General features: G+C 70.2%; 20 protein-coding genes and 2 pseudogenes. 14 read left to right on the forward strand and 8 right to left on the reverse strand.

Annotation, left to right across the window (positions count from 1 at the left end; translation table 11 throughout):
* Positions 1-21: 21 nt before the first annotated feature.
* Positions 22-1419, reverse strand: a complete 1398-nt coding sequence (locus ACIRRY_RS13470) for a DUF6421 family protein (protein WP_403971632.1) — start codon at positions 1417-1419, stop codon at positions 22-24.
* 395 nt (positions 1420-1814) lie between these two features.
* Between ACIRRY_RS13470 and ACIRRY_RS13475 the strand changes: the two genes are divergently transcribed.
* Positions 1815-2498, forward strand: a complete 684-nt coding sequence (locus ACIRRY_RS13475) for a glycerophosphodiester phosphodiesterase (protein ID WP_403971634.1) — start codon at positions 1815-1817, stop codon at positions 2496-2498.
* Positions 2499-2501: 3 nt separating this feature from the next.
* Here the strand turns inward: ACIRRY_RS13475 and ACIRRY_RS13480 are convergent, their stop codons facing one another.
* Positions 2502-3041 (reverse strand): GNAT family N-acetyltransferase, encoded by a 540-nt coding sequence (locus ACIRRY_RS13480; protein ID WP_403971636.1) that lies wholly within the window; start codon positions 3039-3041, stop codon positions 2502-2504.
* 76 nt (positions 3042-3117) lie between these two features.
* Here ACIRRY_RS13480 and ACIRRY_RS13485 point away from each other — a divergent pair, with 76 nt between their 5' ends.
* Entirely contained in the window at positions 3118-3510 is a 393-nt protein-coding gene (locus tag ACIRRY_RS13485) for a VOC family protein (RefSeq protein WP_403971638.1), read from the forward strand.
* A gap of 96 nt (positions 3511-3606) precedes the next feature.
* Entirely contained in the window at positions 3607-4371 is a 765-nt protein-coding gene (locus ACIRRY_RS13490; protein WP_403971640.1) for a VOC family protein, read from the forward strand.
* A 26-nt stretch (positions 4372-4397) separates the two neighbouring features.
* Here the strand turns inward: ACIRRY_RS13490 and ACIRRY_RS13495 are convergent, their stop codons facing one another.
* The 3 genes from ACIRRY_RS13495 to ACIRRY_RS13505 all read right to left on the reverse strand — a co-directional run bounded on the left by ACIRRY_RS13495 (position 4398) and on the right by ACIRRY_RS13505 (position 9365).
* Entirely contained in the window at positions 4398-6983 is a 2586-nt protein-coding gene (locus ACIRRY_RS13495) for a cellulosome protein (protein ID WP_403971642.1), read from the reverse strand.
* A 127-nt stretch (positions 6984-7110) separates the two neighbouring features.
* On the reverse strand, positions 7111-7677 hold the full coding sequence (locus ACIRRY_RS13500) for a MarR family winged helix-turn-helix transcriptional regulator (protein ID WP_403971644.1): 567 nt from the start codon (positions 7675-7677) through the stop codon (positions 7111-7113).
* The gene (locus ACIRRY_RS13505; protein WP_403971646.1) at positions 7674-9365 is read right to left on the reverse strand and encodes an FUSC family protein; all 1692 of its coding nucleotides are present in this window, start codon (positions 9363-9365) and stop codon (positions 7674-7676) included. The genes ACIRRY_RS13500 and ACIRRY_RS13505 overlap by 4 nt, the downstream gene beginning before the upstream one ends.
* Before the next feature lie 202 nt (positions 9366-9567).
* On the opposite strand from ACIRRY_RS13505, the gene ACIRRY_RS13510 reads away from it, so the two are divergent.
* From ACIRRY_RS13510 to ACIRRY_RS13535, 6 genes are all read left to right on the forward strand, one after another.
* Positions 9568-10116, forward strand: a complete 549-nt coding sequence (locus tag ACIRRY_RS13510) for a DUF5134 domain-containing protein (RefSeq protein WP_403972269.1) — start codon at positions 9568-9570, stop codon at positions 10114-10116.
* A gap of 107 nt (positions 10117-10223) precedes the next feature.
* Complete coding sequence (locus tag ACIRRY_RS13515) at positions 10224-11159, forward strand: M56 family metallopeptidase (RefSeq protein WP_403971648.1); 936 nt, start codon at positions 10224-10226, stop codon at positions 11157-11159.
* A gap of 61 nt (positions 11160-11220) precedes the next feature.
* Positions 11221-11874, forward strand: a complete 654-nt coding sequence (locus ACIRRY_RS13520; protein ID WP_403971650.1) for a phosphatase PAP2 family protein — start codon at positions 11221-11223, stop codon at positions 11872-11874.
* Positions 11871-12386, forward strand: coding sequence for a hypothetical protein (locus ACIRRY_RS13525; protein ID WP_403971652.1), 516 nt, complete (start codon positions 11871-11873; stop codon positions 12384-12386). Before ACIRRY_RS13520 ends, ACIRRY_RS13525 begins: the two co-directional genes overlap by 4 nt.
* Before the next feature lie 9 nt (positions 12387-12395).
* Positions 12396-13112: an HAD family hydrolase gene (locus ACIRRY_RS13530; protein ID WP_403971654.1), complete on the forward strand. Its 717-nt coding sequence runs from the start codon at positions 12396-12398 to the stop codon at positions 13110-13112.
* Positions 13113-13143: 31 nt separating this feature from the next.
* On the forward strand, positions 13144-13848 hold the full coding sequence (locus ACIRRY_RS13535; RefSeq protein ID WP_403971656.1) for a Clp protease N-terminal domain-containing protein: 705 nt from the start codon (positions 13144-13146) through the stop codon (positions 13846-13848).
* 83 nt (positions 13849-13931) lie between these two features.
* On the opposite strand, the gene ACIRRY_RS13540 is transcribed toward ACIRRY_RS13535, so the two are convergent.
* Positions 13932-14180, reverse strand: a complete 249-nt coding sequence (locus ACIRRY_RS13540; RefSeq protein ID WP_043668925.1) for a DUF2630 family protein — start codon at positions 14178-14180, stop codon at positions 13932-13934.
* A gap of 262 nt (positions 14181-14442) precedes the next feature.
* Here ACIRRY_RS13540 and ACIRRY_RS13545 point away from each other — a divergent pair, with 262 nt between their 5' ends.
* Positions 14443-15183, forward strand: coding sequence for a TetR/AcrR family transcriptional regulator (locus ACIRRY_RS13545; protein WP_403971658.1), 741 nt, complete (start codon positions 14443-14445; stop codon positions 15181-15183).
* 9 nt (positions 15184-15192) lie between these two features.
* Here the strand turns inward: ACIRRY_RS13545 and ACIRRY_RS13550 are convergent, their stop codons facing one another.
* Complete coding sequence (locus ACIRRY_RS13550) at positions 15193-15660, reverse strand: DUF6214 family protein (protein ID WP_403971660.1); 468 nt, start codon at positions 15658-15660, stop codon at positions 15193-15195.
* Positions 15661-15886: 226 nt separating this feature from the next.
* Between ACIRRY_RS13550 and ACIRRY_RS13555 the strand changes: the two genes are divergently transcribed.
* From ACIRRY_RS13555 to ACIRRY_RS13570, 4 genes and pseudogenes are all read left to right on the forward strand, one after another.
* A complete protein-coding gene (locus tag ACIRRY_RS13555; protein ID WP_403971662.1) occupies positions 15887-17233 on the forward strand; it encodes an FAD-dependent oxidoreductase in 1347 nt (448 codons plus the stop codon).
* A 111-nt stretch (positions 17234-17344) separates the two neighbouring features.
* A pseudogene (locus ACIRRY_RS13560) lies at positions 17345-18058 on the forward strand (solute carrier family 23 protein); the annotation flags it as partial.
* A gap of 131 nt (positions 18059-18189) precedes the next feature.
* Positions 18190-18513: pseudogene (locus ACIRRY_RS13565) on the forward strand (recombinase family protein); the annotation flags it as partial.
* 180 nt (positions 18514-18693) lie between these two features.
* Positions 18694-19650 (forward strand): recombinase family protein, encoded by a 957-nt coding sequence (locus ACIRRY_RS13570; protein WP_403972271.1) that lies wholly within the window; start codon positions 18694-18696, stop codon positions 19648-19650.
* A gap of 512 nt (positions 19651-20162) precedes the next feature.
* On the opposite strand, the gene ACIRRY_RS13575 is transcribed toward ACIRRY_RS13570, so the two are convergent.
* Entirely contained in the window at positions 20163-20663 is a 501-nt protein-coding gene (locus tag ACIRRY_RS13575) for a hypothetical protein (protein ID WP_403971664.1), read from the reverse strand.
* Between the last annotated feature and the right edge of the window lie 27 nt (positions 20664-20690).

Here is a 20690-nt window from a genome sequence, read left to right on the forward strand (position 1 = left end):
CCACTTCTGTCGTGCGGTCGCTCACGCGGCGACCTGCTCGGCGCTCTCCACGCGGATGCCCTTGGTCGAGGCGATCACGTTCTTGAGCTTCTTGGAGAGTGCCTCATAGAACATGCTCAGCGGAAACTCGTCCGGAAGCACGTCATCCACGAGTTTCCGCGGCGGCTGGGTCAGGTCCAGGGCGTCGGGGCCCTTGGCCCACTTGGAGCCCGGGTGCGGGGCGAGGTAGCCGGCGACCAGTTCGTAGGCCTTGAACCAGTGGACGAGCTTGGGGCGGTCGATGCCCGCGCGGTAGAGGTCCTCGATCTCGGCGCACAGCCGGTTGGTGACCTCGGGGGCGCGCTGCCAGTCGATGTGCAGCTTGTTGTCGGTCCAGCGGACGACGTCGTGCTTGTGCAGGTAGGCGAAGAGGAGCTGGCCGCCGAGTCCGTCGTAGTTGCGGACGCGCTCACCCGTGACCGGGAAGCGGAACATGCGGTCGCAGAGGACGGCGTACTGCACGTCACGGGCCTGCGGGACGCCGTCGGCCTCCAGCTTCACGGCCTCCTTGAAGGCGGTGAGGTCGCAGCGCAGCTCTTCGAGGCCGTACATCCAGAACGGCTGGCGCTGCTTGATCATGAACGGGTCGAAGGGCAGGTCGCCGTGGCTGTGGGTGCGGTCGTGGACCATGTCCCACAGGACGAAGGCCTCCTCGCAGCGCTTCTGGTCGTCGACCATCGTGGCGATGTCCTCGGGCAGTTCCATGCCCAGGATGTCCACGGCGGCCTCGGTCACCCGGCGGAAGCGGGCGGCCTCGCGGTCACAGAAGATGCCGCCCCAGGAGAATCGTTCCGGCGCCTGGCGTACGGCGATGGTCTCCGGGAAGAGCACGGCCGAGTTGGTGTCGTAGCCGGACGTGAAGTCCTCGAAGGTGATCCCGCAGAACAGCGGGTTGTCGTAGCGGGTCGCCTCCAGCTCGGCCAGCCAGTCGGGCCAGACCATGCGCAGGACGACCGCCTCGACATTGCGGTCCGGGTTGCCGTTCTGCGTGTACATCGGGAAGACCACCAGGTGCTGGAGTCCGTCCCGGCGGTTCGCGGCGGGCTGGAAGGCCAGCAGCGAGTCGAGGAAGTCGGGCACCTGGAAGCCGTCGTCGGCCCATCGCGTCAGATCCCTGACCAGCGCGGCGTGGTAGGCCGCATCGTGCGGGAGCAGCGGGGAGAGGTCCTCGACGGCGCCCGTCACCCGGCGCACCGCGTACTCGGCGTCCGCGCGGTCCGGGGCACCCTCGGCCGCGAAGTCGATCGACCCGTCCTTGGACTGCCATGGCCGGATCCGCTCCACGGCATCCTTGAGCACGGGCCATGCCGGATGCTCGACCACCCTGGTCACGGGAGCAAGCCGCTCCTCGGCACCCACCCGCACAAGAATTTCCGTCATGTCCCACCCTCCACAGGAGAACCTCGCGTATGGACAGCGTATGCGTTCATGGTTTCTCCCAGCAAGGGGAGCCTCCGCAATTTATCCTGCGCCTCTCGACCGTCACCGCTATTTTTCCTGCCGGACACAGAGTCGGCGATTACTTCCGCTGTGGCGGGGTAGGCGGGCGAGCCCCCTCTCCAGAGGGCCGGTTTCGGTCAACGCCCGCGGGACTCGCCCACGGCCGGGTGACGGCGTCACGCCGTAGGCGCGAAGCGCACCCCGAATCCGCCGTGTACGCGCGGGTACAACGCCGGGCCCGGCCATTAGGCTGCGGCTCTGCCGCGTGGACGCCGATGTCCGGCCGCGCCACGCGCGCGTGTGCCGAGCCGCCGTCGACGGAAGCGAGTCGAACCTTGAACTTCCTCACCATCGGTCACCGCGGAGTCATGGGTCTCGAACCCGAGAACACGCTCCGCTCCTTCGTCGCCGCCGAGCAGGCCGGCCTCGATGTCATCGAACTCGATCTGCATCTGAGCAGTGACGGCGCCCTCGTCGTCATGCACGACGCCGACGTGGACCGTACGACCGACGGGACCGGTCCGATCGCCGAGCGGACCCTCGACGAGCTGCGGACCCTGGACGCGGGCCGCGGCGAGCGCGTGCCCGTCTTCGAAGAGGTGCTGGACGCCGTCAGGTCGCCGATCCAGGCCGAGATCAAGGACCTGGCGGCGGCGCGGGCGCTGGCCGAGGTCATGCACCGGCGGAACCTCGTCGAGCGGGTCGAGGTGTCCTCGTTCCACGACGAGGCGATCGCCGAGATCGCCCGTCTGGTGCCCGGTGTCCGCACCGCGCTGATCGCCAGCCGCTTCGGCCCCGACGTGGTGGAGCGCGCCACCGAGGCCGGTGCCGAGACGGTCTGCCTCAACATCCGCCGGCTGACCCTGGAGGTCGTAGAGGCAGCCCGCAAGGCGGACTTGAGGATCATCGGCTGGGTGGTGAACACCCAGGACCAGCTACGGCTCGTCCGCGCCCTGGGCCTGGACGGCGCGACCACCGACTACCCGGAGATCAAACGCACGGGCCGCTTCACCGCGTGAGGACTACGCGAGTTCCTTGACCAGCAGCTCGAACTGCAGGTCGTCGCGCTGCGGAACACCGAACCGCTCGTCGCCGTACGGGAACGGAGTCATCCGGCCCGTACGGCGATAGCCGCGGCGCTCGTACCAGGCGATGAGGTCGTTCCGTACGGAGATCACGGTCATGTGCATCTCCGCCACTCCCCAGGTCTCCCGGGCCGCGCGCTCCGCCTCCGCGATGATGACCTTGCCGAGGCCGCCGCCCTGGAGCTGCGGACTCACCGCGAACATCCCGAAGTAGGCGTGGTCGCCCCGGTGTTCGAGCTGGCAGCACGCGACGACCTGACCCTCGCGTTCGACGACCAGCAGTCGGCTGTCGGGCGACTTGATGACCGCCAGCACACCCTCGGGATCGGTCCGCTGCCCTTCGAGGATGTCCGCCTCGGTGGTCCAACCCGCCCGGCTGGAATCCCCCCGGTAGGCCGACTCGATCAGCACGACGAGGGCGTCCGCATCGGCGTCGGTGGCGTCGCGGAAGGTCAGTCCGGTGGCGGCGGTGTCCATGGTGCACAACTCCGATCAGGGCGCGGCTCAGGCAGAGACGAGGGTAACCCGGCCCCGACGACTAGGCTCCGGCCGCATGGTGCACGTACTGAGCAGCCGTATCCTCCTCCACCCCACCGATCCCGACCGCTCCCGCGCCTTCTACGGCGACCAGTTGGGGCTCCCCGTCTACCGGGAGTTCGGCACAGGTCCGGAACGCGGCACCGTCTACTTCCTCGGCGGCGGCTTCCTGGAGGTCTCCGGCCGCTCCGCCACCCCGCCCTCCCCCGCCGTACAGCTCTGGTTGCAGGTCCCGGACGCGAGCGCCGCACACGACGAACTGCGCGCCAAGGGGGCCGAGATCGTCCGACCACCGCTGAAGGAGCCCTGGGGACTGGTCGAGATGTGGCTCGCGGACCCGGACAGGACAAGGATCGTGCTCGTGGAGGTACCGGCGGACCATCCGCTGCGGTACCGGCCGGGGAACTAGGTCTACGGCGGGCAGGGCGCCCTTCCTTGCCGGATGGCCGGGGTCGCGGCCCGGGCTTAGCGTGCTGGGAGGGGAGCTTTCTGCGGAAGGAACGTCATGAAGCTCGACAGGCCGGTGACCGGTGGGCCCTGCTGGACCGAGCTCGGGACCAGTGATCTGGAGGCGGCCAAGCGCTTCTACTCGGCCGTGTTCGGCTGGCGCCCGGAGACCGATCCCCGGCCGGAGGCGGGCGGCTACACGGTCGCGCACGTCGGGGACGCGGCGGTCGCGGCGCTGACTCCGCTGTTCCAGGAGTCGCAGCCGGTGGCGTGGAACGTGTCGTTCGCCGTGGCGGACTCCGACGCGACCGCGGAGAAGGTGCGCGGGGCCGGCGGGACCCTGCTGATGGAACCGGTCGACGTGTTCGACATCGGGCGCTTCGCGGTCGCCCTGGACCCGGGCGGCGCCGCGTTCCAGATGTGGCAGGCGCGGACCTTCCCGGGCGCCGGGCTGTTCAACGCGCCCGGCGCGCTGGGCTGGGTGGAGCTGCTGACGCGGGCGCCCGAGCGGGCGGAGAGCTTCTACACGACGGTGTTCGGCTGGACCGTCCGCCCCTCGGAGCACTACCCGCAATGGGGCGTCGACGGCGCCGACTTCGGCGGCATGATGACGATGGACGCGAAGTTCCCGCCGGAGGTGACCCCGCACTGGCTGCCGTACTTCGCCGTGACCGACGTCGACGCGACCGCCGCCGTGGTGACGGAGGCGGGCGGCACGGTCCTCATGGAGCCCACGTCCATCGCCGACGTACGGCGGATCGCGGTGCTGCGGGATCCGCAGGGAGCGGTGTTCGGGGTGTACGCGGCGGGCGAGGAGGGCTGAGCCGAGCCCTCCCCACCGCCGCTCTTTCACGCCAGCGGTGTCACCGTCACGCGGTCGACCACCGGTGCGTACGCGGAGCGTTGACCGAACTGGTTCCTCGACTGGCCGTCGTGGTCCGGGAGTTCGTCCGCGGTGAAGGTGAGGGTGTTGGTGCCCTGGTCGAGGGTGACCGGGACGGTGAGGTCGTGGAAGTTGTTGAAGTGGAAGGTCGTGGGGAACAACACGCGTTGCGGGGCGGCCCCGTTGACCGCGATGTCCGCGTGGCGGCAGACCGGGTCCGGGTTGTAGTGGGTCGCGGGTGCCTGCTCGCCGTTGGAGTAGCGGATCGTGAGCGCGTGACGACCGGCCCGCGCCGCCGTCACCGTGAGGGTGAGCGCGTTCGCGGGGCCGGCGCCGATGCCGTCGACCGCCTTGCCGCCCGTGGCGAAGGTGTGGGCGCCGGTGACCCGGGCGCTGCCGGTCGTGATGCCTTCCTCGGCGGGGTGCGTCGAGGTGGGGAGAAGGCCGCGTGACGGGCCTGCCTGGAGGCGGTCCAGGACGAGGCGGTCCGAGGTGCCGGTGACGGTGATCTTGTTGATTCCTGATGCGAGAAACACGGCAAGAGAGGATCGTTCAACAATCCCCACGTTCTCGCCGTTGACCGTCAACTCGCCCTCCCCGGGGCCGATCCGGTCGACGGTCACGGTCGCCTCCCCGTCCTGCGCCGCGTGCACCCAGAAGGTGGCGGTGCCACCCCGTGGCAGTACGACGACACCGGGACCGGAGGCTCCGGGCTGCCCGTAGTCGACGCGTGCGCCGCCGCCCAGGGCCGCGAACTCGGCGTCGTACAGCGCGGTCGCGGTCACCTGGTCGTCGCGCAGGGCGAGGTCGAGCCGGTCGACGACCGCGTCGCCCCGCGTGACACCGAGGTCGGGGTCCTGGGCGGCGAGGGTGATCGTGTGCGGCCCGGCGGTCAGCTCGACCCGGGTGTCGGTGTGGCCCCAGACCGCCCACTTGTAGCCGAGCGGCAGCCTGAGTTCCCGCGGCTGCCCGCCGTCCACGCGGAGGAAGACATTCGTGGGTCCCTGCTCGCGCACCGCGTCGGCCAGGTTGTACGAGTTGGCGAAGACACTCACGTCGTACGTCCCGTCCTGCGGAACCTCCACGGAGAAGACGATCACACCGTCGGAACCGGTACGGAGTCCGCCCACGTGATAGCCGGTCGAACCGGCGAACTTGTCGACGTCGGACGGGGATCCCTCGGGCCCGTTCAGGGAGTGGCCGTCGCCGATGTAGGCCGCGGCCTCCGCCTGGTACGAGCGCCGCCAGCCGACCGAGGGAGGCAGCGCCACGGCACCGTTGCCGCCCGGGGACAGGGTCACCTGGTAGGCCGACATCTCTTCCAGGTCCGTCAGACGCAGCGTCACTTTGCCGTCCACGACGGGGAGTTCGTGATCAGCCAGCCTCAACGGCTGGGCAGACGCGCCGACTTGGCCCGTCCAGGGGATCTCCAGGAGCCGCGTGTGGACGGTCGTACCGAAGACCTCGGGGTCGACGTGCGCGAAGACGACGTCCGCCGAACCGCCCGCGCCGCCGAGCAGCAGCCGCGCCTGCCGCTTGGCCGGGTCGAGCGCGGCGACGCCCTGGAGCGTGTACTGGACGTTGGGGTGGGGCGCGGTGACCTGGACGGTGTGGCCCGTGAACTGCCCGTAGGCGTTGAACAGCCACCACTGGCCGTTGCCCTTGTTGGCCTCCACGACCGAGTCGTTGAGGTTGCCGTCGATGTTCCAGTACGCCATGTCGGCGTCGACCTTGGACTCCTCGATCGCCGCGATCCACTGGATCATCTGGCCCGGGACGGACAAGTGGTAGTTGTGCGCGTACTCGTTGATGTTGACGGGCAGCGGACCGATGCCCAACTCGCGCTCCAGCGCACGGTACTTGGCGACGTTCGTGCGGATCTCGTCCGGCGAGGACAGCTCGTGCCAGGTGATGACGTCGGGCAGGACGTCCTCGGCCTTGGCGAACTCAAGGAAGTCCTTGACCTCGTCGTACAGCTCGCAGGTGTTGGGGCCGGCGATGCGCGCGCCCGGGTCGAGTTCCTTGATGAGGCGGTAGAGGTCCCGCCAGGCTGCGAAGTAGTGGGTCGGGTCGGTGCGCCAGGAGGTCCCGTCATGGCTCCACTCCTCCGTGCCGTACATGTTGCCCTCGGGCTCGTTGAACGGGACGTACACGACATGGGACCGGTACGCGCCGAACGTCAGCACCTGGTCGACCTGCCGGTGGACGCTTGCCGTGAAGTCGGCGAGGCGCTCGGCTCCGGTGGCACCGGGCCATTCGTAGGGGAAGCCGCGGTAGATGTCGGTCATGTAGACGTAGACGTCCTGGCCGCCCGCCTCGACGAAGGGGCGCAGGATCTCCAGGGCGTCGGCGCCCGGGTGCTGGACGCCGTCCTGGGCCTTGGTGGAGACCGTGCGGACGTACATGCCCTCCACGGCGTTGCGGCTGGGGACGCCGTCGCCGTAGAGGCCGTAGAGCGTGCCGCTCGCGCCTCCGTGGAAGGGGCCCGTGTCGGTGCCGAGGTCGACGGTGAGGTTCCCCGGAAGAGGAGCGGCGGAGGCTTCGGCTGCCACGGCATCAATCCCTTGTTCGACATTTCGTACGCCAGTCGACTTCCCGAACTGACCGGGTCGAACGTAGGGAGATCACGCGACTCACGTCAACGGCGTGTCCGTGCCGCGCACGACGGCCCACGGCGCCTCAGACGCGGAGCATGCCCAGCCGGCCTTCCAGTTGGACCAGCAACTCGCCGAGCAGGGAAGCCAGTTCGCCCTGTCCGGGGGTGTCAAGACCGGCGAGCACGGAGGTCTCGTAGGCGAGTTGCTCGGGCAGGACGGAGTCCACGAGATCACGGCCCGCGTCCGTCAGGCGGACATGGGCGACGCGGCGGTCCCGGGTGTCGCCGCGGCGCTCGACCAGGCCGCGTTCGGTCAGCAGCTTGAGGCGCTTGGTGACGGCGGCGCCCGAGGAGAAGGTCTCCCGGGTCAGCTCGCTCGGCGTCAGTTCGCGCCCGGTGCGACGGAGCGCGCCGAGCAGGTCGAACTCGGGGCGGCTGAGCCCGGCCCGGCGCAGCGGCGCGTCCTCGGCCTGCTGGAGCAGGGCGGCGCACCGGTTGATCCGGCCGATGATCTCCATCGGGCCGGTGTCGAGGTCGGGGTGCACGGCCTGCCACTGCCCGACGACGGCGGCGACCGTGTCGTGCCGGGCCGCGCTCGGTGCGGTGGGGCTGGCCGCGCCGTCCACCGGCCGTCCATTGGTTGCCGTCATCCCCGTACGCCCTCCGTCTTCCTGCCCGTGCGCCGATCCTCGGTCGGCCAGGAGTGCGACTCCCGGCGTCGTACCGTCGCGGCGAGCGTACGGTGTCCCGACTGTTCGGCGAGCACGACCCGCTCCTGCGGCAGGGCGCGCTGCCACCACTCGCCGGACGCGGCGTCGACGGTGCCACGCAGTTCGACCAGTGCGGCGGCGAGCGCGCGGTGCGCGGATTCCAGGGTCCCGCGCGCGGGGGTCGGCTCCGCGAGCAGTCGTGCGGCCCGCGCGCGGGCCCGTTCGACCGCGGTCAGCGCCTCCTCGATACGGTCGGTCGCTCGCCGGTTGGTGACGACGGCGGCGGCGAGCAGGCCCACCGAGGCTCCGACCAACGTGTCGACGACCCGCTCGGTGATCAGCTCACCGGGCTGCTGCGCCCGGGCGAACTCCGTGATCAGCAGCGCCATCGGGGTCACACAGACGCTGCCGAGCCAGTAGTTGCGCCCGATCAGCGCCTCGGCACCGAAGTTGAGCGCGAGACAGCACAGCACGAGGGCCGCCGGGTGGGCATGGGCGAGCGGGACCAGCGCGGCGAAGACGAGCACCCCGGCGAGATTCCCGACGACCCGCTGCACGCCCCGCCCCCAGGTGAGCGTGATGTTGGCCTGGTAGAGGGACGCGGCGGTGACGAGCGCCCAGTAGGGGCGGCCGACACCGAGCGCGAGGGAGGCGTATCCGGCCAGCGCACAGCCGAGCGCCGTACGCAGCACGAGGGGGGTGAGCGGGCCGATCCTGGTCCACAACGGGCTTGCGGGGGCGGCGAGTTCGGCGTCCACACCGAGGAGCTCGGCCACGGCACCGGCCGGGTTGTCGGTCTGCGGGACCGGCCCCCTGCCGCGCAGTTCGCGGGCCCACGCGCGCAGCCGCTCCGGGTCGGCGTCGGCGGGCGCGGCGAGCGCGACCTCGGCGCGGACGACGAGGCGTTCGAGGGCGCGGCGGGATTCGGTGCGAACGCCGGTGGCGAGAAGGGTCTGCCAGGCGGCGTGGACGGCGGCCGCTGCGGTGGCACGCGCGCGTGCGTGGCCGTCGCCGGTGCCGTGGGTGGCGGCGTACGTCGCCGTCGCGTTCAGGGCCTGGGCGACGGCCCGGCGTTCGGGGCCGTGGGGCCGGACGAGTGCGGGGGCCATGCCGACGAGCCATGCCCACGAGCCCGCGACGGCGGCCAGGGCGAGGTGCGCGGGTACCTGGCCGAGCGTCTGCGGCGCGAAGAGCGAGGCCGAGCTGATGAAGGTGAGGACCACGTTGCCGGGCGGGCCGATCCGGGTCGCGTCGCACAGGCCCTTCTGTACGGCGGCCAGGGCGGCGCCGACCGTGACCAGCACGATGGCGTTCGTGGCGAGGGAGGCGGTCACCAGTGCGACGGCGAGACCGGCGATCATCCCGAGGACCACCCCGAACAGGGCGCGGGCCCGGGCGGCGTAGGGCTTGTTGTGGGCGTAGAGGGCGCACAAGGAGCCGGCCATCGTGTACATCGCCAGGTCGAGGCGGCCGAGGGCCAGCAGGGTCAGGTTGGGCGGGGCGACCGAGGCGACCACGCTGAGCGCGGGCTTGAACCAGATGTCCGAGGGCCGGCCCAGGCGCAGCACGCCGACGAGCTGGAGGCGTCGGACGCGCGGGGTGGTGGGGGCGGGGGTCGCACTGCTCATGGACATAAGATTAGCAGGTGTTTTACTCGTGAAATATTTACCAGGAAACCTGCGGTATGCCGCCGCCATGCCGCTGACCTGCCACGCTCCGCCGAGTGCTCCCCGTGTACACCGTTGCGCTCGGTTGCGCCCCGCGCGGCACGGGCATCCTGTGACCGAACGTCCACGGAGAGCGATGTCCAGCGGCGGAACGGGGATACGCGTGCACGGACCGGCTTCGCCCGGCTGGCTCCTGGTCGCGTTGTGCGCGGCGACCGGGGCCTACTGCCTGCTACGGATGCGCAGCCCCGTCGAGGAACAGCGCCGGGCGGCGGGGGGCGAGGCGCTGATGGGCTTCGGCATGGCCGCGATGGCCGTACCCGCCGCGGTGTTCACCCCTCCGGCCTGGGCGTGGCCCGTCTACGCGGCGGTGTTCGGGGCGGCGGCACTGCGCGCCCTGTGGTCGGCGCGCAGGAGTCCGCACCATGTGCACCATCTGCTGGGCACCGCGGCCATGGTCTACATGGCGCTCGCGATGGCCGCCTCGCCCGGGCACCACCACGAGCACGGCGACTCCGGAATCCCGCTCCTGACCGGCGCGTTGCTCCTCTACTTCGCCGGATACGTGCTGCTGTCGGGCATCCGGCTGATGCCCGCGACCGGCACGGCCGGTGGCAGCGGGAGCGTCGGCTGGGGCGACCGGCCGGAGTTGGCGCGCGCGTGCCGGCTGTCGATGGGGATCGGCATGGTCGCGATGTTGCTGACGCTCTGATGTACCGAGGAGGCGAGCCGGGGCGGGGCTGTACGAAATCGTGGTCTGCGTCACTTTGCCGTAACAAGCCGTACCCCTGATCACCGCGCCGCTCATAGGGTGCTCCCATGATGGTCCCCGCGGCACTGTTGCTGCTCGGCGCCTTGGCCGCCGTTGTCGCCCCACGGCTGCTCGCCCGGGCCGGCTGGCCGGACCATGAGCCGGTGCTCGCGCTGTGGGTGTGGCAGTGCGTGGTCGCGGCCGTCCTCCTGTGCTGTGCCCTGTCGATGACGCTCAGCGCCGCCGCCGCGTGGCAGGCGGTGCGCGGCCATGTGTTCGCCAGTGCTCCGCACGGGGTCATGGACGCCTATCCCCTTGTGGCGAACGGGCCTTGGGCCGCCACCACCGCGGTGGCCCTCGCGTGCGGCGGGGCGTGGACCGCGGCGATGCTGGTCCGGGAAGTCGTACGGGCCCGGTCGCGACGCCGACTGCGCAGGGCCGAACTCCTCGTGCGCGCACCGGTGTTGCCCGGCGAGGAGCCCGGTGCCGAGCCGCTGGTCATCCTGGAGGCGGAACGGCCGGACGCCTGGTGGATGTCCGGTACCGCGCCCCAACTCGTCATCACCACAGCCGCGTTGAGGCGCCTCAAGGGGCGGCAGCTCGACTCGCTGCTCGCGCACGAACAGGGGCACGCACAGGCCCGGCACGACTGGCTGCTGCACTGCTCGGGCGCGCTCGCGAACGGGTTCCCGCAGGTACCGGTGTTCGACGCGTTCCGGGACGAGATGCACCGGCTGGTCGAACTCGCCGCCGACGACATGGCCTCCCGGCGCTTCGGCCGTCTGACGACCGCGCTCGCACTGGTCGAACTCAACGAGGACCGTGGGGTGTTCGGGCCGTGCCCCACTCCGCACGCCCATGTCCCGCAGCGGGTGAACAGGTTGCTCACCCCCCCGGACCGGCTCTCGACGACGCGCCGCCTGGGGTTCACCGCGACGGCGGCGCTGGTGCCGGTGGTGCCGGTGCTGGTGGCGTTCGTACCGGGGCTGCGGGCGCTCGGCTGAGCAGAGGTCGCGGGAGAGCAGCGGTTGGCTCCGCACCCCGCGAGTCGGCGAGGATCGTTCCATGTCCTACCCGCACCACCCGCCCCGCCCGACGCTCCGGCAGACCGGCAGCGCCCTCGCCCTGTGCTCCGCGCTGCTGCTCACCCTGGTCGCGATCGAGTGGCGCCCGCTGATCGACCTCGACGAACGGATCGCCCGGGCCACGCACCGGTGGGCGGTCGAGGACCACGGGATCACGCGCGCGTGCCGCATCCTGACGGACTGGGTCTGGGACCCACTCACCCTGCGCCTTGTGTGTGCGGTCACCATGGTGTGGCTGGTCTGGCGGCGCTCTGCCTGGTGGACGGCCCTATGGCTGGCGGCCACATGTGCGCTCGGCACACTCCTGCAACAGGGCCTGAAGGCGCTGGTCGGCCGTCCCCGCCCGGTCTGGCCCGACCCTGTCGACTCGGCCCACTACGCCGCCTTCCCCTCGGGACACGCCATGACCGCCACGGTCGTCTGCGGCCTGCTGCTGTGGCTGCTGCACGACTACGGCGCCGGACGCGCTGTGTGGCGTACGACCATGTCCCTGGCCGTGATCTCCGTGACGGGTGTGGGGCTCACCCGTGTGTGGCTGGGCGTGCACTGGCCGTCCGATGTGGTGGGCGGGTGGGTCCTGGGAGCGTTCGTGGTGACGGTGGCCGTCGGGGCGTACGAACGGTGGCGGGTGTGAGCGCGGCCGGGCGGCGTCATCCGTATGTCGGACCGGCGGAGCTGCTGACCGCCGCTCGGCCGGGTACAGAGGGCCGGGTCGTGCGGTCGGCCGAGGACTTGAACACCTGGCTGACCGGACGAGAGAAGGCCGAGCTTGCCGAGCCCTTCACTTTCGTCGTCGGACTGGACGGACTCCTGCGCCTGGCACCGCGTCGGAGTGAGCACGTGGCGTGTGCCGGGGGCGCCGATGTGCTGGGCGCGGGCGAGATGGGATTCGGGCGTGCGGGAGGGGCCTGGGCCGTCATCGAGGTCAGCAACCAGTCCACCGGCTACTGCCCGCACCTCGACTCCTGGGACGCGGTGGCACACGCCCTCGACCTGGCCGGCGTCGGCCGTCCCGCCGGCTTCACGCACGCCGTGGTGTTCCGGCGCTGTGAACAGTGCCGGGAGATCAGCATCGTGCGCGAGGGCGACTTCGTCTGCGTGTTCTGCGGAAGCGATCTTCCCGGCGAGTGGAACGTGGCTGCGTAGGATCACCGCATGGATGCCGTCCTCTTCGACTTCTCCGGAACCCTCTTCCGCATCGAGTCCACCGAGTCCTGGCTGCGCGCCGTGTTGCGGGACGCCGAAATCGCACTGCCCGAAAGGGAGTTGGCCGAAGCCGCGCGAGCGCTGGAGTCGGCGGGCGCGATGCCGGGCGGGCCGCAACCGGAGCGGTTGCCCGAGGAGTTCGCCGAGGTGTGGGCGATCCGGGACGAGAGTTCCGCGCTGCACCGGGCCGCGTACACCGGCGTCTCCCGCCAAGTCCCGCTCCCCGACCCGGCGTTGCACGACGCGCTGTACGACCGGCACATGACGCCGGCCGCGTGGACGCCGTACCCGGACACGGAGTTCGTGTTGCGGACCCTGCACGAGCGCGGGGTCAGTGTGGGTGTGGTCAGCAACATCGGCTGGGATCTGCGGCCGGTGTTCCGCGAGCACGGTCTCGATCCGTACGTGGACGCGTACGTCCTGTCGTACGAACACGGCGTCCAGAAGCCGGACCCACGGCTGTTCACGGTCGCCTGCGAGGCCCTCGGCGTCGACCCGAAGGACGTGCTGATGGTCGGTGACGACCGGCGGGCGGACGGCGGGGCGACGGCCCTCGGGTGCGAGGTGCACTTCGTGGACCACCGGCTCGTGACGGAGCGGCCGGACAGTCTGCGCCCGGTGCTCGAACTGGCCGGGCGCGGGAAACAATCGTCAATTACAGATTGACGATGAGGGATCGTCAATTTAAAGTTGACGCATGAGCCCACTCGACATCAGCCTCGCCGACCTGATCGCCCGCCTCGACGAGGAACTCCCCGACACCGACGAACTGGCCCGCATCAGCGAAGCCCGACTGCGCGCCCAGACCCTGTCCGACCTCGGCGACCAGCTCATCGACCACTACGTCAGCAAGGCCAAGCAGGTCGGCGCGTCCTGGACCGAGATCGGCGACGCCATCGGAGTGTCCAAGCAGGCCGCCCAACAACGCCACGCGCCCGGCCCGTTCGAGCGGTACACCAACCTCAACCGGCACAGCATCGTGCTCGCACAGGAGGCCGCCCGCACCCACAAGCACGACTCCATCGGCACCGAACACCTTCTGCTCGGCCTGCTCGGCGAACCGAAGGGCCTGGCGTACGAGGTGCTGGTGGCGAAGACGGAGTCGGAGCAGCGCGTCCGTGACGCGATCGAGGAAGCGTTGCCGCCGGCCGGCGAGAAGGCGCTGCGGGGACACATCGCGTTCCGGCCGGAGAGCAAGGAGGCCATCGAGCAGGCCCGCCGCGCGGCGGCCGACCTCGGCCACGACTGGGTCGGCACGGAACACACACTGCTGGGCCTGATCCGCGTCGAGGAGAGCCCGGCCGCGCGGATCCTGCGCGACCTCGGCTTCACGCCGGACGAGTTGCGGGAGACGGTCAGGACGGAGATCGCCACCAGGCTCGCCGCGCGCGGCGAGGGGTGAGCGATGACGGGTGACGGGTGACGGGTGTCGGGTGACGGGTGAGCGGTGACGAAATCCGTCACCTCACGCCACCGCGCGTCACCTCACCCCTGATACCCCTCGACCTCGGACTCCGGCCGCACCCGCGCCTCGTCCGGGTTCTCCCCGAACTCCACCTTGGCGCGGCGCTGGCGCAACAGGTCCCAGCACTGGTCGAGTTCGCGTTCCAGTTGCCCGAGGCGCTGATGCTCGGTGGTGCTGTCGATCGTGCCGGACGCGAGGGCCTCCCGGAGCTTGCGCTCGTCGTCGACCATCTCGTTGATCCGCGCGAAGATCTGCTGGTCCTGCTCCATGCCCGTGCGCCTCCTCGGCTCGACATCCGTGCCCACTCTAGGGACGGTTCACGTGCCGTGCGACAGATGTGCGAGAAGGCGGTGCCGGGCATCGGGTCAAAAGTCGCCCAGGGAAACCATTGGGCTGAAAAGGAGCCGCCCGCCTGAGACGATCCCCCGCGTCGCCCCAGACGGACGGCAGCATGAGCCAGGCCCCCTCGACGGGAGACCCGGACGCCCTGAGTATAGTTGGCTGATAGCCAGTCAACGCAGGAGTTACAGCATGTCCCCGCGAAGCGCCTCGGTCAATGAAGAGTTGCGACGGCGTTCCCGGGAGCGGCTGCTGCAAGCGGCCGTCGAGCTGGTGGGCGAGCGTGGCTACGAGGCCACGACCTTGGGCGACCTCGCGGACCGGGCAGGCTCGGCGCGCGGTCTGGTGTCGTACTACTTCCCCGGAAAACGCCAGCTCGTCCAGTCCGCCGTGCACCGTCTGATGCACCGCACGCTGGAGGAGGCCCTGGAGCGCGAGCCCCGGACCGACGACGGGCGGGAGCGGATGGCGCGGGCCATCGACGCGATCTTGGGCCTCGCCCACGACCGGCCCGTGCTGATGCGCCAGCACATGGCGGGACTCCTCCAGGGCGAGGGCTTCGTGCAGTGCCCCGAGCAGCGGCGCCTGGCCGAGCTGCTCGGCGAGACGATCGCGCGGTACGGATCGGGGAACCCCTCCGACTACCCCATGCTGCGCGCCCTGCTCATGGGCGCGGTCTACGCGGCACTCGTGCCCGGGGTCCCCATGTCGATCCCGGTGCTGCGCACCGAGTTGTTCCAACGGTACGGACTCGAATGGGAGTTGGGGATCCCGCCGGAGTCCGGCGCACCGGCCGGGACGGCCGACACGGACCTGTCGCGGTTCTTCGCGACAGACGAAAGGTCCACGCCCATACCAACTCCCCCTCCGAAAGCCGCACTCACACCTGAGGGCCCGGCCGACGACCGCCCGGCCGAGCCCTCCGACATGTAACAGCCGTACTCAGCGCCGGGCATGACGAGGCGTCAGGTAACCCGCGTCCCGCGCCTGTGAGATGAGCCGCAGAGACCGGCGCCGACTGTGTCCGGTCGCGCACATCACCGCGAGGACGGGATCGACACCCTCCTCCTGCGCGGCGCGGTACTCCTGGGCGATCAGCCAGCGCCCCTCGATGCCGCGCGGCCAGGCCGGCCGCGCCCGACGCGCGCCGCCCGACTCCGCCTCCTCCCCCGCCTCGCCCGTCTCCAGCCCGCAGGCCTCGAAGAGCGGCCCCTCGATCCAGTCGGCCAGTACCGTCAAGTCATCGAGAGAGAGGGCGGGTTGGGCCCGTACGTCCTCGACGGAGACCTGCCCCTCGGACACCACGGCGAGGGCGTCGACCCGGGCGCCGTCGGTGAAGGCCAGCCGGACGTGGAACCAGGAGGTGGCACCGTCGTGCTCCTGCACCTCCCACGCGGGCCACACGGACACCGCTCCGTCCGCCGGGCAACGATCGGAAAGATTAACAAAGGATGCTTCTAGCACATACGCAACGTAACCGCATCATCACATTCCATACGAACGGACACGCACGCCCCCGGCGCGTACGGGTGCGTTCGGCACCCTGTCAGCGGAGCGCGGGTGGTGCGATCCTGGACCTGTCAGTGATCTGGCGAATCAGCGATCTCCTGCGTGCCTGACGGGTGAGGAGTTCCGCGTGCTGCGTGTCGCCGTCGTCGGCTCCGGGCCGAGCGGGGTCTACACCGCCCAGAGTCTGGTCCAACTGGAGCCCGGGGTACTGGTCGACGTCCTGGACCGGCTGCCGTGCCCGTACGGTCTGGTGCGCTACGGCGTGGCACCGGACCACGAGAAGATCAAGTCGCTCCAGAACAATCTGCGGACGGTCCTGGAGCACGACCGGGTGCGGTTCCTCGGCGGAGTGCTCGTGGGACCCGGCGGACTGTCGGCCACCCGCCTGCGGGAGCTCTACGACGCGGTCGTGTACTGCGTGGGCGCCGCCACCGACCGTCGGCTGGGGATTCCCGGCGAGGACCTGCCGGGCAGTTGGTCGGCGACCGAGTTCGTGTCCTGGTACAGCGCCCACCCGGACTCCACGGCCGACGGTTTCGTGCTCGGGGCGCGGGCGGCCGTGGTCATCGGCGTGGGCAATGTCGCGGTGGACGTCACCCGGATCCTGGCGCGCGGCGCCGCCGAGCTGAGCCGCACCGACATGCCGCAGGCGGCGCTCACCGCGCTGGCCGCGAGCGGGGTGACGGACGTCCACATGGTCGGCCGGCGCGGCCCCTCGCAGGCCCGCTTCACCACCAAGGAACTGCGCGAACTGGGCGGCCTCCCCGACACCGAAGTGACCGTGGATCCGGGCGAGTTGGCGCTCGACCCGGGCTGTCTCGACCTCGCCGCCCTGCCCGGCGCCCAGCGCCGCAACGTGGAGGCGCTGCGCACCTTTGCCGCGCTCCCTCCCCGGGACACCCCCCGCCGTATCCACCTCCGTTTCTTCCTCCGTCCCGTCGAACTCCTCGCCGACGCGGGGCGCGTGGGCGCGGTGCGCTTCGAACGCACCGCGCCGGACGGACAGGGCGGAGTGGTCGGCACGGGTCAATTCGAGGAGATCGAGGCGCAGTTGGTGCTGCGCTCGGTGGGCTATCGCGGGGTGCCGCTGGACGGGCTGCCGTTCGACGCCGAGCACGGCACCGTGCCGCACCTCGCGGGCCGTGTCCTACGCGAGGGGCGGACCGTACCCGGCGAGTACGTGGCCGGCTGGATCAAGCGGGGCCCGACCGGCGTCATCGGCACCAACCGCCCGGACGCCAAGGAGACGGTGACGTCCCTGCTGGCGGACGCCTCCGCGCTCGTACGACAGGAAGCACCCGAAGACCCGCTCACCGCGCTGCGCGCCGAGGGGATCGAGCCGGTCGAGTGGGCCGGATGGGAGGCCATCGAGCGGGCCGAGGCGGAACTGGGGGCCTCTCTCGGGCGGGGCGGTGTGGTCAAACTCCCTGACTGGGATGCTCTGCGGGCCGCTGTACGTGGCGCGCACACATAACAGCACCGCACGACACACAGCGGCAACAACCCAGACATCAACAAACTGTTCAAGGCGCCTACGGTCTCGTCCTGTTCGAACTCTTCCCCCCTCCTTCGCTCAGGAGTGCCCATGGCCACGACCACACCCGTGCATCCCGTCGACGAGGTCCCACCCGTACAGCAACTGGCCGCCTTCGGGCTCCAGCACGTGCTCGCGATGTACGCGGGCGCGGTGGCCGTACCGCTGATCGTGGGCGGGGCGATGAAGCTGTCGGCCGCGGATCTGGCGTATCTGATCACCGCGGACCTGCTGGTGTGCGGTATAGCCACGCTCATCCAGTGCATAGGTTTCTGGCGGTTCGGCGTGCGGCTGCCGATCATGCAGGGCTGTACGTTCGCCGCGGTGTCGCCGATGGTGCTGATCGGCACGACGGGCGGCGGACTGCCCGCGATCTACGGGTCCGTGATCATCGCGGGGCTCGCCATCGCGCTGCTGGCTCCCGTCTTCGGCAGGCTGCTGCGCTTCTTCCCGCCGCTGGTCACCGGCACGGTGATCCTGATCATCGGTCTGTCGCTGCTGCCCGCGGCGGGCAACTGGGCGGCGGGCGGGCAGGGTTCGAAGGACTTCGGTGAGCCGAAGAACATCGCCCTCGCCGCGTTCGTCCTCGCGGTCGTCCTCGGTGTGCAGCGGTTCGCGCCGGCCTTCCTCAGCCGGATCGCGGTGCTGATCGGCATGGCCGTGGGGCTCGTGGCCGCCGTGGTGTTCGGGTTCACGGACTTCGGCGGGGTCGGGGACGCGGACTGGGTCGGCATCAGCACGCCGTTCCACTTCGGTACTCCCATAGATAAGTTGGGACATGCAGACTGCTAGGCATGCCGATAGCCACAGCAGAGCTGGACGACCGCCTGGACGTCGACTACGCCCGGGTCAGCGACGACGACCGTGGGGCCGCCGAGGGCGTCGAATCCCAGCACGAGGAGAACACAGAATTCGGCGAGGGTATCGGGCGACCGGTCGTCGCCAGCTACATCGACAACTCTCTCAGCGCGTTCACCGGCCGGGTCAGGCCTGAGTTCCAGCGGCTCATGGCGGACGCCGCCCTGGACCGGATCGCCTGCGTCATCGTCTGGCATGCAGACCGCCTGACGCGTGATGTCGGCGAGGCCCTCCAGATCATCGACCTGTTCCGCAAGCACAAGGTGCGCTTGTTCTCCGCCCAGAAGGGCGGCGAGTACCTCCTGAACCGCGCCTCGGGCCGGGCCGAATTCATTGCCGACATCAACACCGCGGCGCGGGAGTCCGGCCACAAGGGCGAACGCATCAGCCTGGCCCGCAAGCGACAGGCCCGCACAGGTGCCCACGGCGGCGGCATCCGGCCCTTCGGCTGGGGCGCACCCACGGGCCGTGTCCGTAGCAAGTGCATCAACCCCAAGGCACCGTTGGACGAACGCGAGTACGTCGACGTGCCCGTACTCGACGTGGGTGCGCACCGCGAGGACGAGGCGGAGGAGATCCGCCGCTGGGCACGGGAGCTGCTCGCCACGAAGGGCAACGTGACCCAGCTGCTCGCAAGCATCCGGGAGCGTGGCGTGCCGACCGTGAGCGAGTCCAGCCAGCGCACCGTCAAGTACCGGGGGAAGCCGGCAGCGCACGCCGGTTGGAGAAGCGTCACCATACGGAAGATCCTCACATCGCCTCGCGTGTCCGGACACTCCGTGAACCAGGGCGGCATCATCAAGTGGAATGCGTGGCCGGCGATTCTTCCGGAGGAAACCAGGCAGGCGCTGATCACGCTGCTGGAAGACCCGTCTCGGATCACCAGTCCGGGCAACACCCCGAAGTGGCTGGTATCGCATTCGCGCGGCGCGACGTGCGGGCAATGCGATGCAGACGGCATCGTCACTGTGCGACACAACTCCAAGGGGGCGATCTACCGGTGTGACGTCTGCGGCCGCGGCAACCAACTCGCCGAAGAGGTCGACGAGTACGTGGCGGCGGTCGCCTGTGAGCGGCTGTCGCGCCCGGACCTGACGGAGCTCATCGCACCGCCGCGTCCGGGCATCGACGTGGCCGCATTGCGCGACGAGATCGCCGCCCTCCAGCAGCAGAAGACCGAAGCGAGTCTGGCCTACGCCCGCCGCTCGATCGACCTGTCGATGCTGGAGACCGTGAAGGCGGAGTGCGACAGGCAGATCTCGACGATCCGCACCCAGCTTGCCGAGGCCGTCTCGGACAGTCCCCTCGCCGCCTTCCTCGACGCCGGCACCGTGGAGGCCGCCGTCAAGCTGTGGAAGGCCAAGAGCATCGGTCAACGCCGCGAGATCGCGCGGCTCCTGATGGACATCGTCATCCTCAAGGGCGATCCTCACCGCCTCGACCCCAACACGCTGCTGATCACGCCGAGACGCACGGCCGAGGACATCAGTCGCGCCTGACTGGGCGATGCGTCCGCGCCACGGTGTCTGGCCGGTCCCCCAGAGGCCGGCACGCCTCGCTCGCCGGGACCGAGAGGGAACGTTTCCTCCCCGATCTCGGCGGGCGCGACACAAGCGTCAAGTGCGCTTTCGATCGCTTGACCTCGACCTCCGAGGTGGAATCGCGATCCGTCTCCTGGGCGAGTAAGGCGAAGCGGGCTGACGCCAGCCGGGCGACCTCCTCGACGGGATCCGGGTCGTCTCGCGCCGCAGGTTCTGGCTCCGACGGCTCATCGGCCCGGCTGTCCCCCCGACGCCCCTGTCTCAGGCGGTGCACCTCGACCGCCAGGAGTGCCGTGACCGGCAGCATCGCCCCCACCGCGATCGCCGCGACCACCTGCGCAAGGCTGATCATCATCTATGAACCCCCCAGTTCATGTCGATGACATATGCACGCATGTGCATGGAGTGATCAGCCTGTTACGCAAGCGATTACTTTGGCCGGAATATGGCCATCCGTAATCCAATCGTGACTAGCTGGCGCGCCCTGGATGGGCCTCGCCACCGCCACTCACTCGCGAAGCCCGACGTTCCTTCACCAGCTGGCGCGCCCGGGCGTAGGCCTCGTCCAACTGCTCGGGGGTCAGATCGAAACCCTCTGCCGCAGAGGCAACCATCTCGGCCAGCATTTGCTGCTCGCGTGTCGTGAGCACCTCGGGGCTCACAGATTCTTCGCCCTCGCCTCGCAGGATCTCCCGAAGGATCGCCGCGGCGTCGTCACGGCCGGCCTCAGTGAGCCTCTCTGGGGTTGCGCCGACCGTGTGCGCCATGTGAGCGAGGGTGAGCGCTGGTGCGAACGAGCGCTTGGGTGGGCTCTTCCGGTCGTAGCCGCTCTCGATCTGCCTCCAGCGGCCGCCCTTGATCTGGACCGGAGTCAAGTCCGCAGCAACTTCCGGGCTCATCCCTCGCGCTTGTCGCGCGAGCTTGATGAGCGCGCCCTCTGGCGTCGGTTGCAACTCATTGGCACCGCTCACGCCCTGGTCTCCGATCACTGAATACCA

It is taken from the genome of Streptomyces sp. NPDC101776 (assembly GCF_044766845.1).
GTDB lineage: Bacteria > Actinomycetota > Actinomycetes > Streptomycetales > Streptomycetaceae > Streptomyces.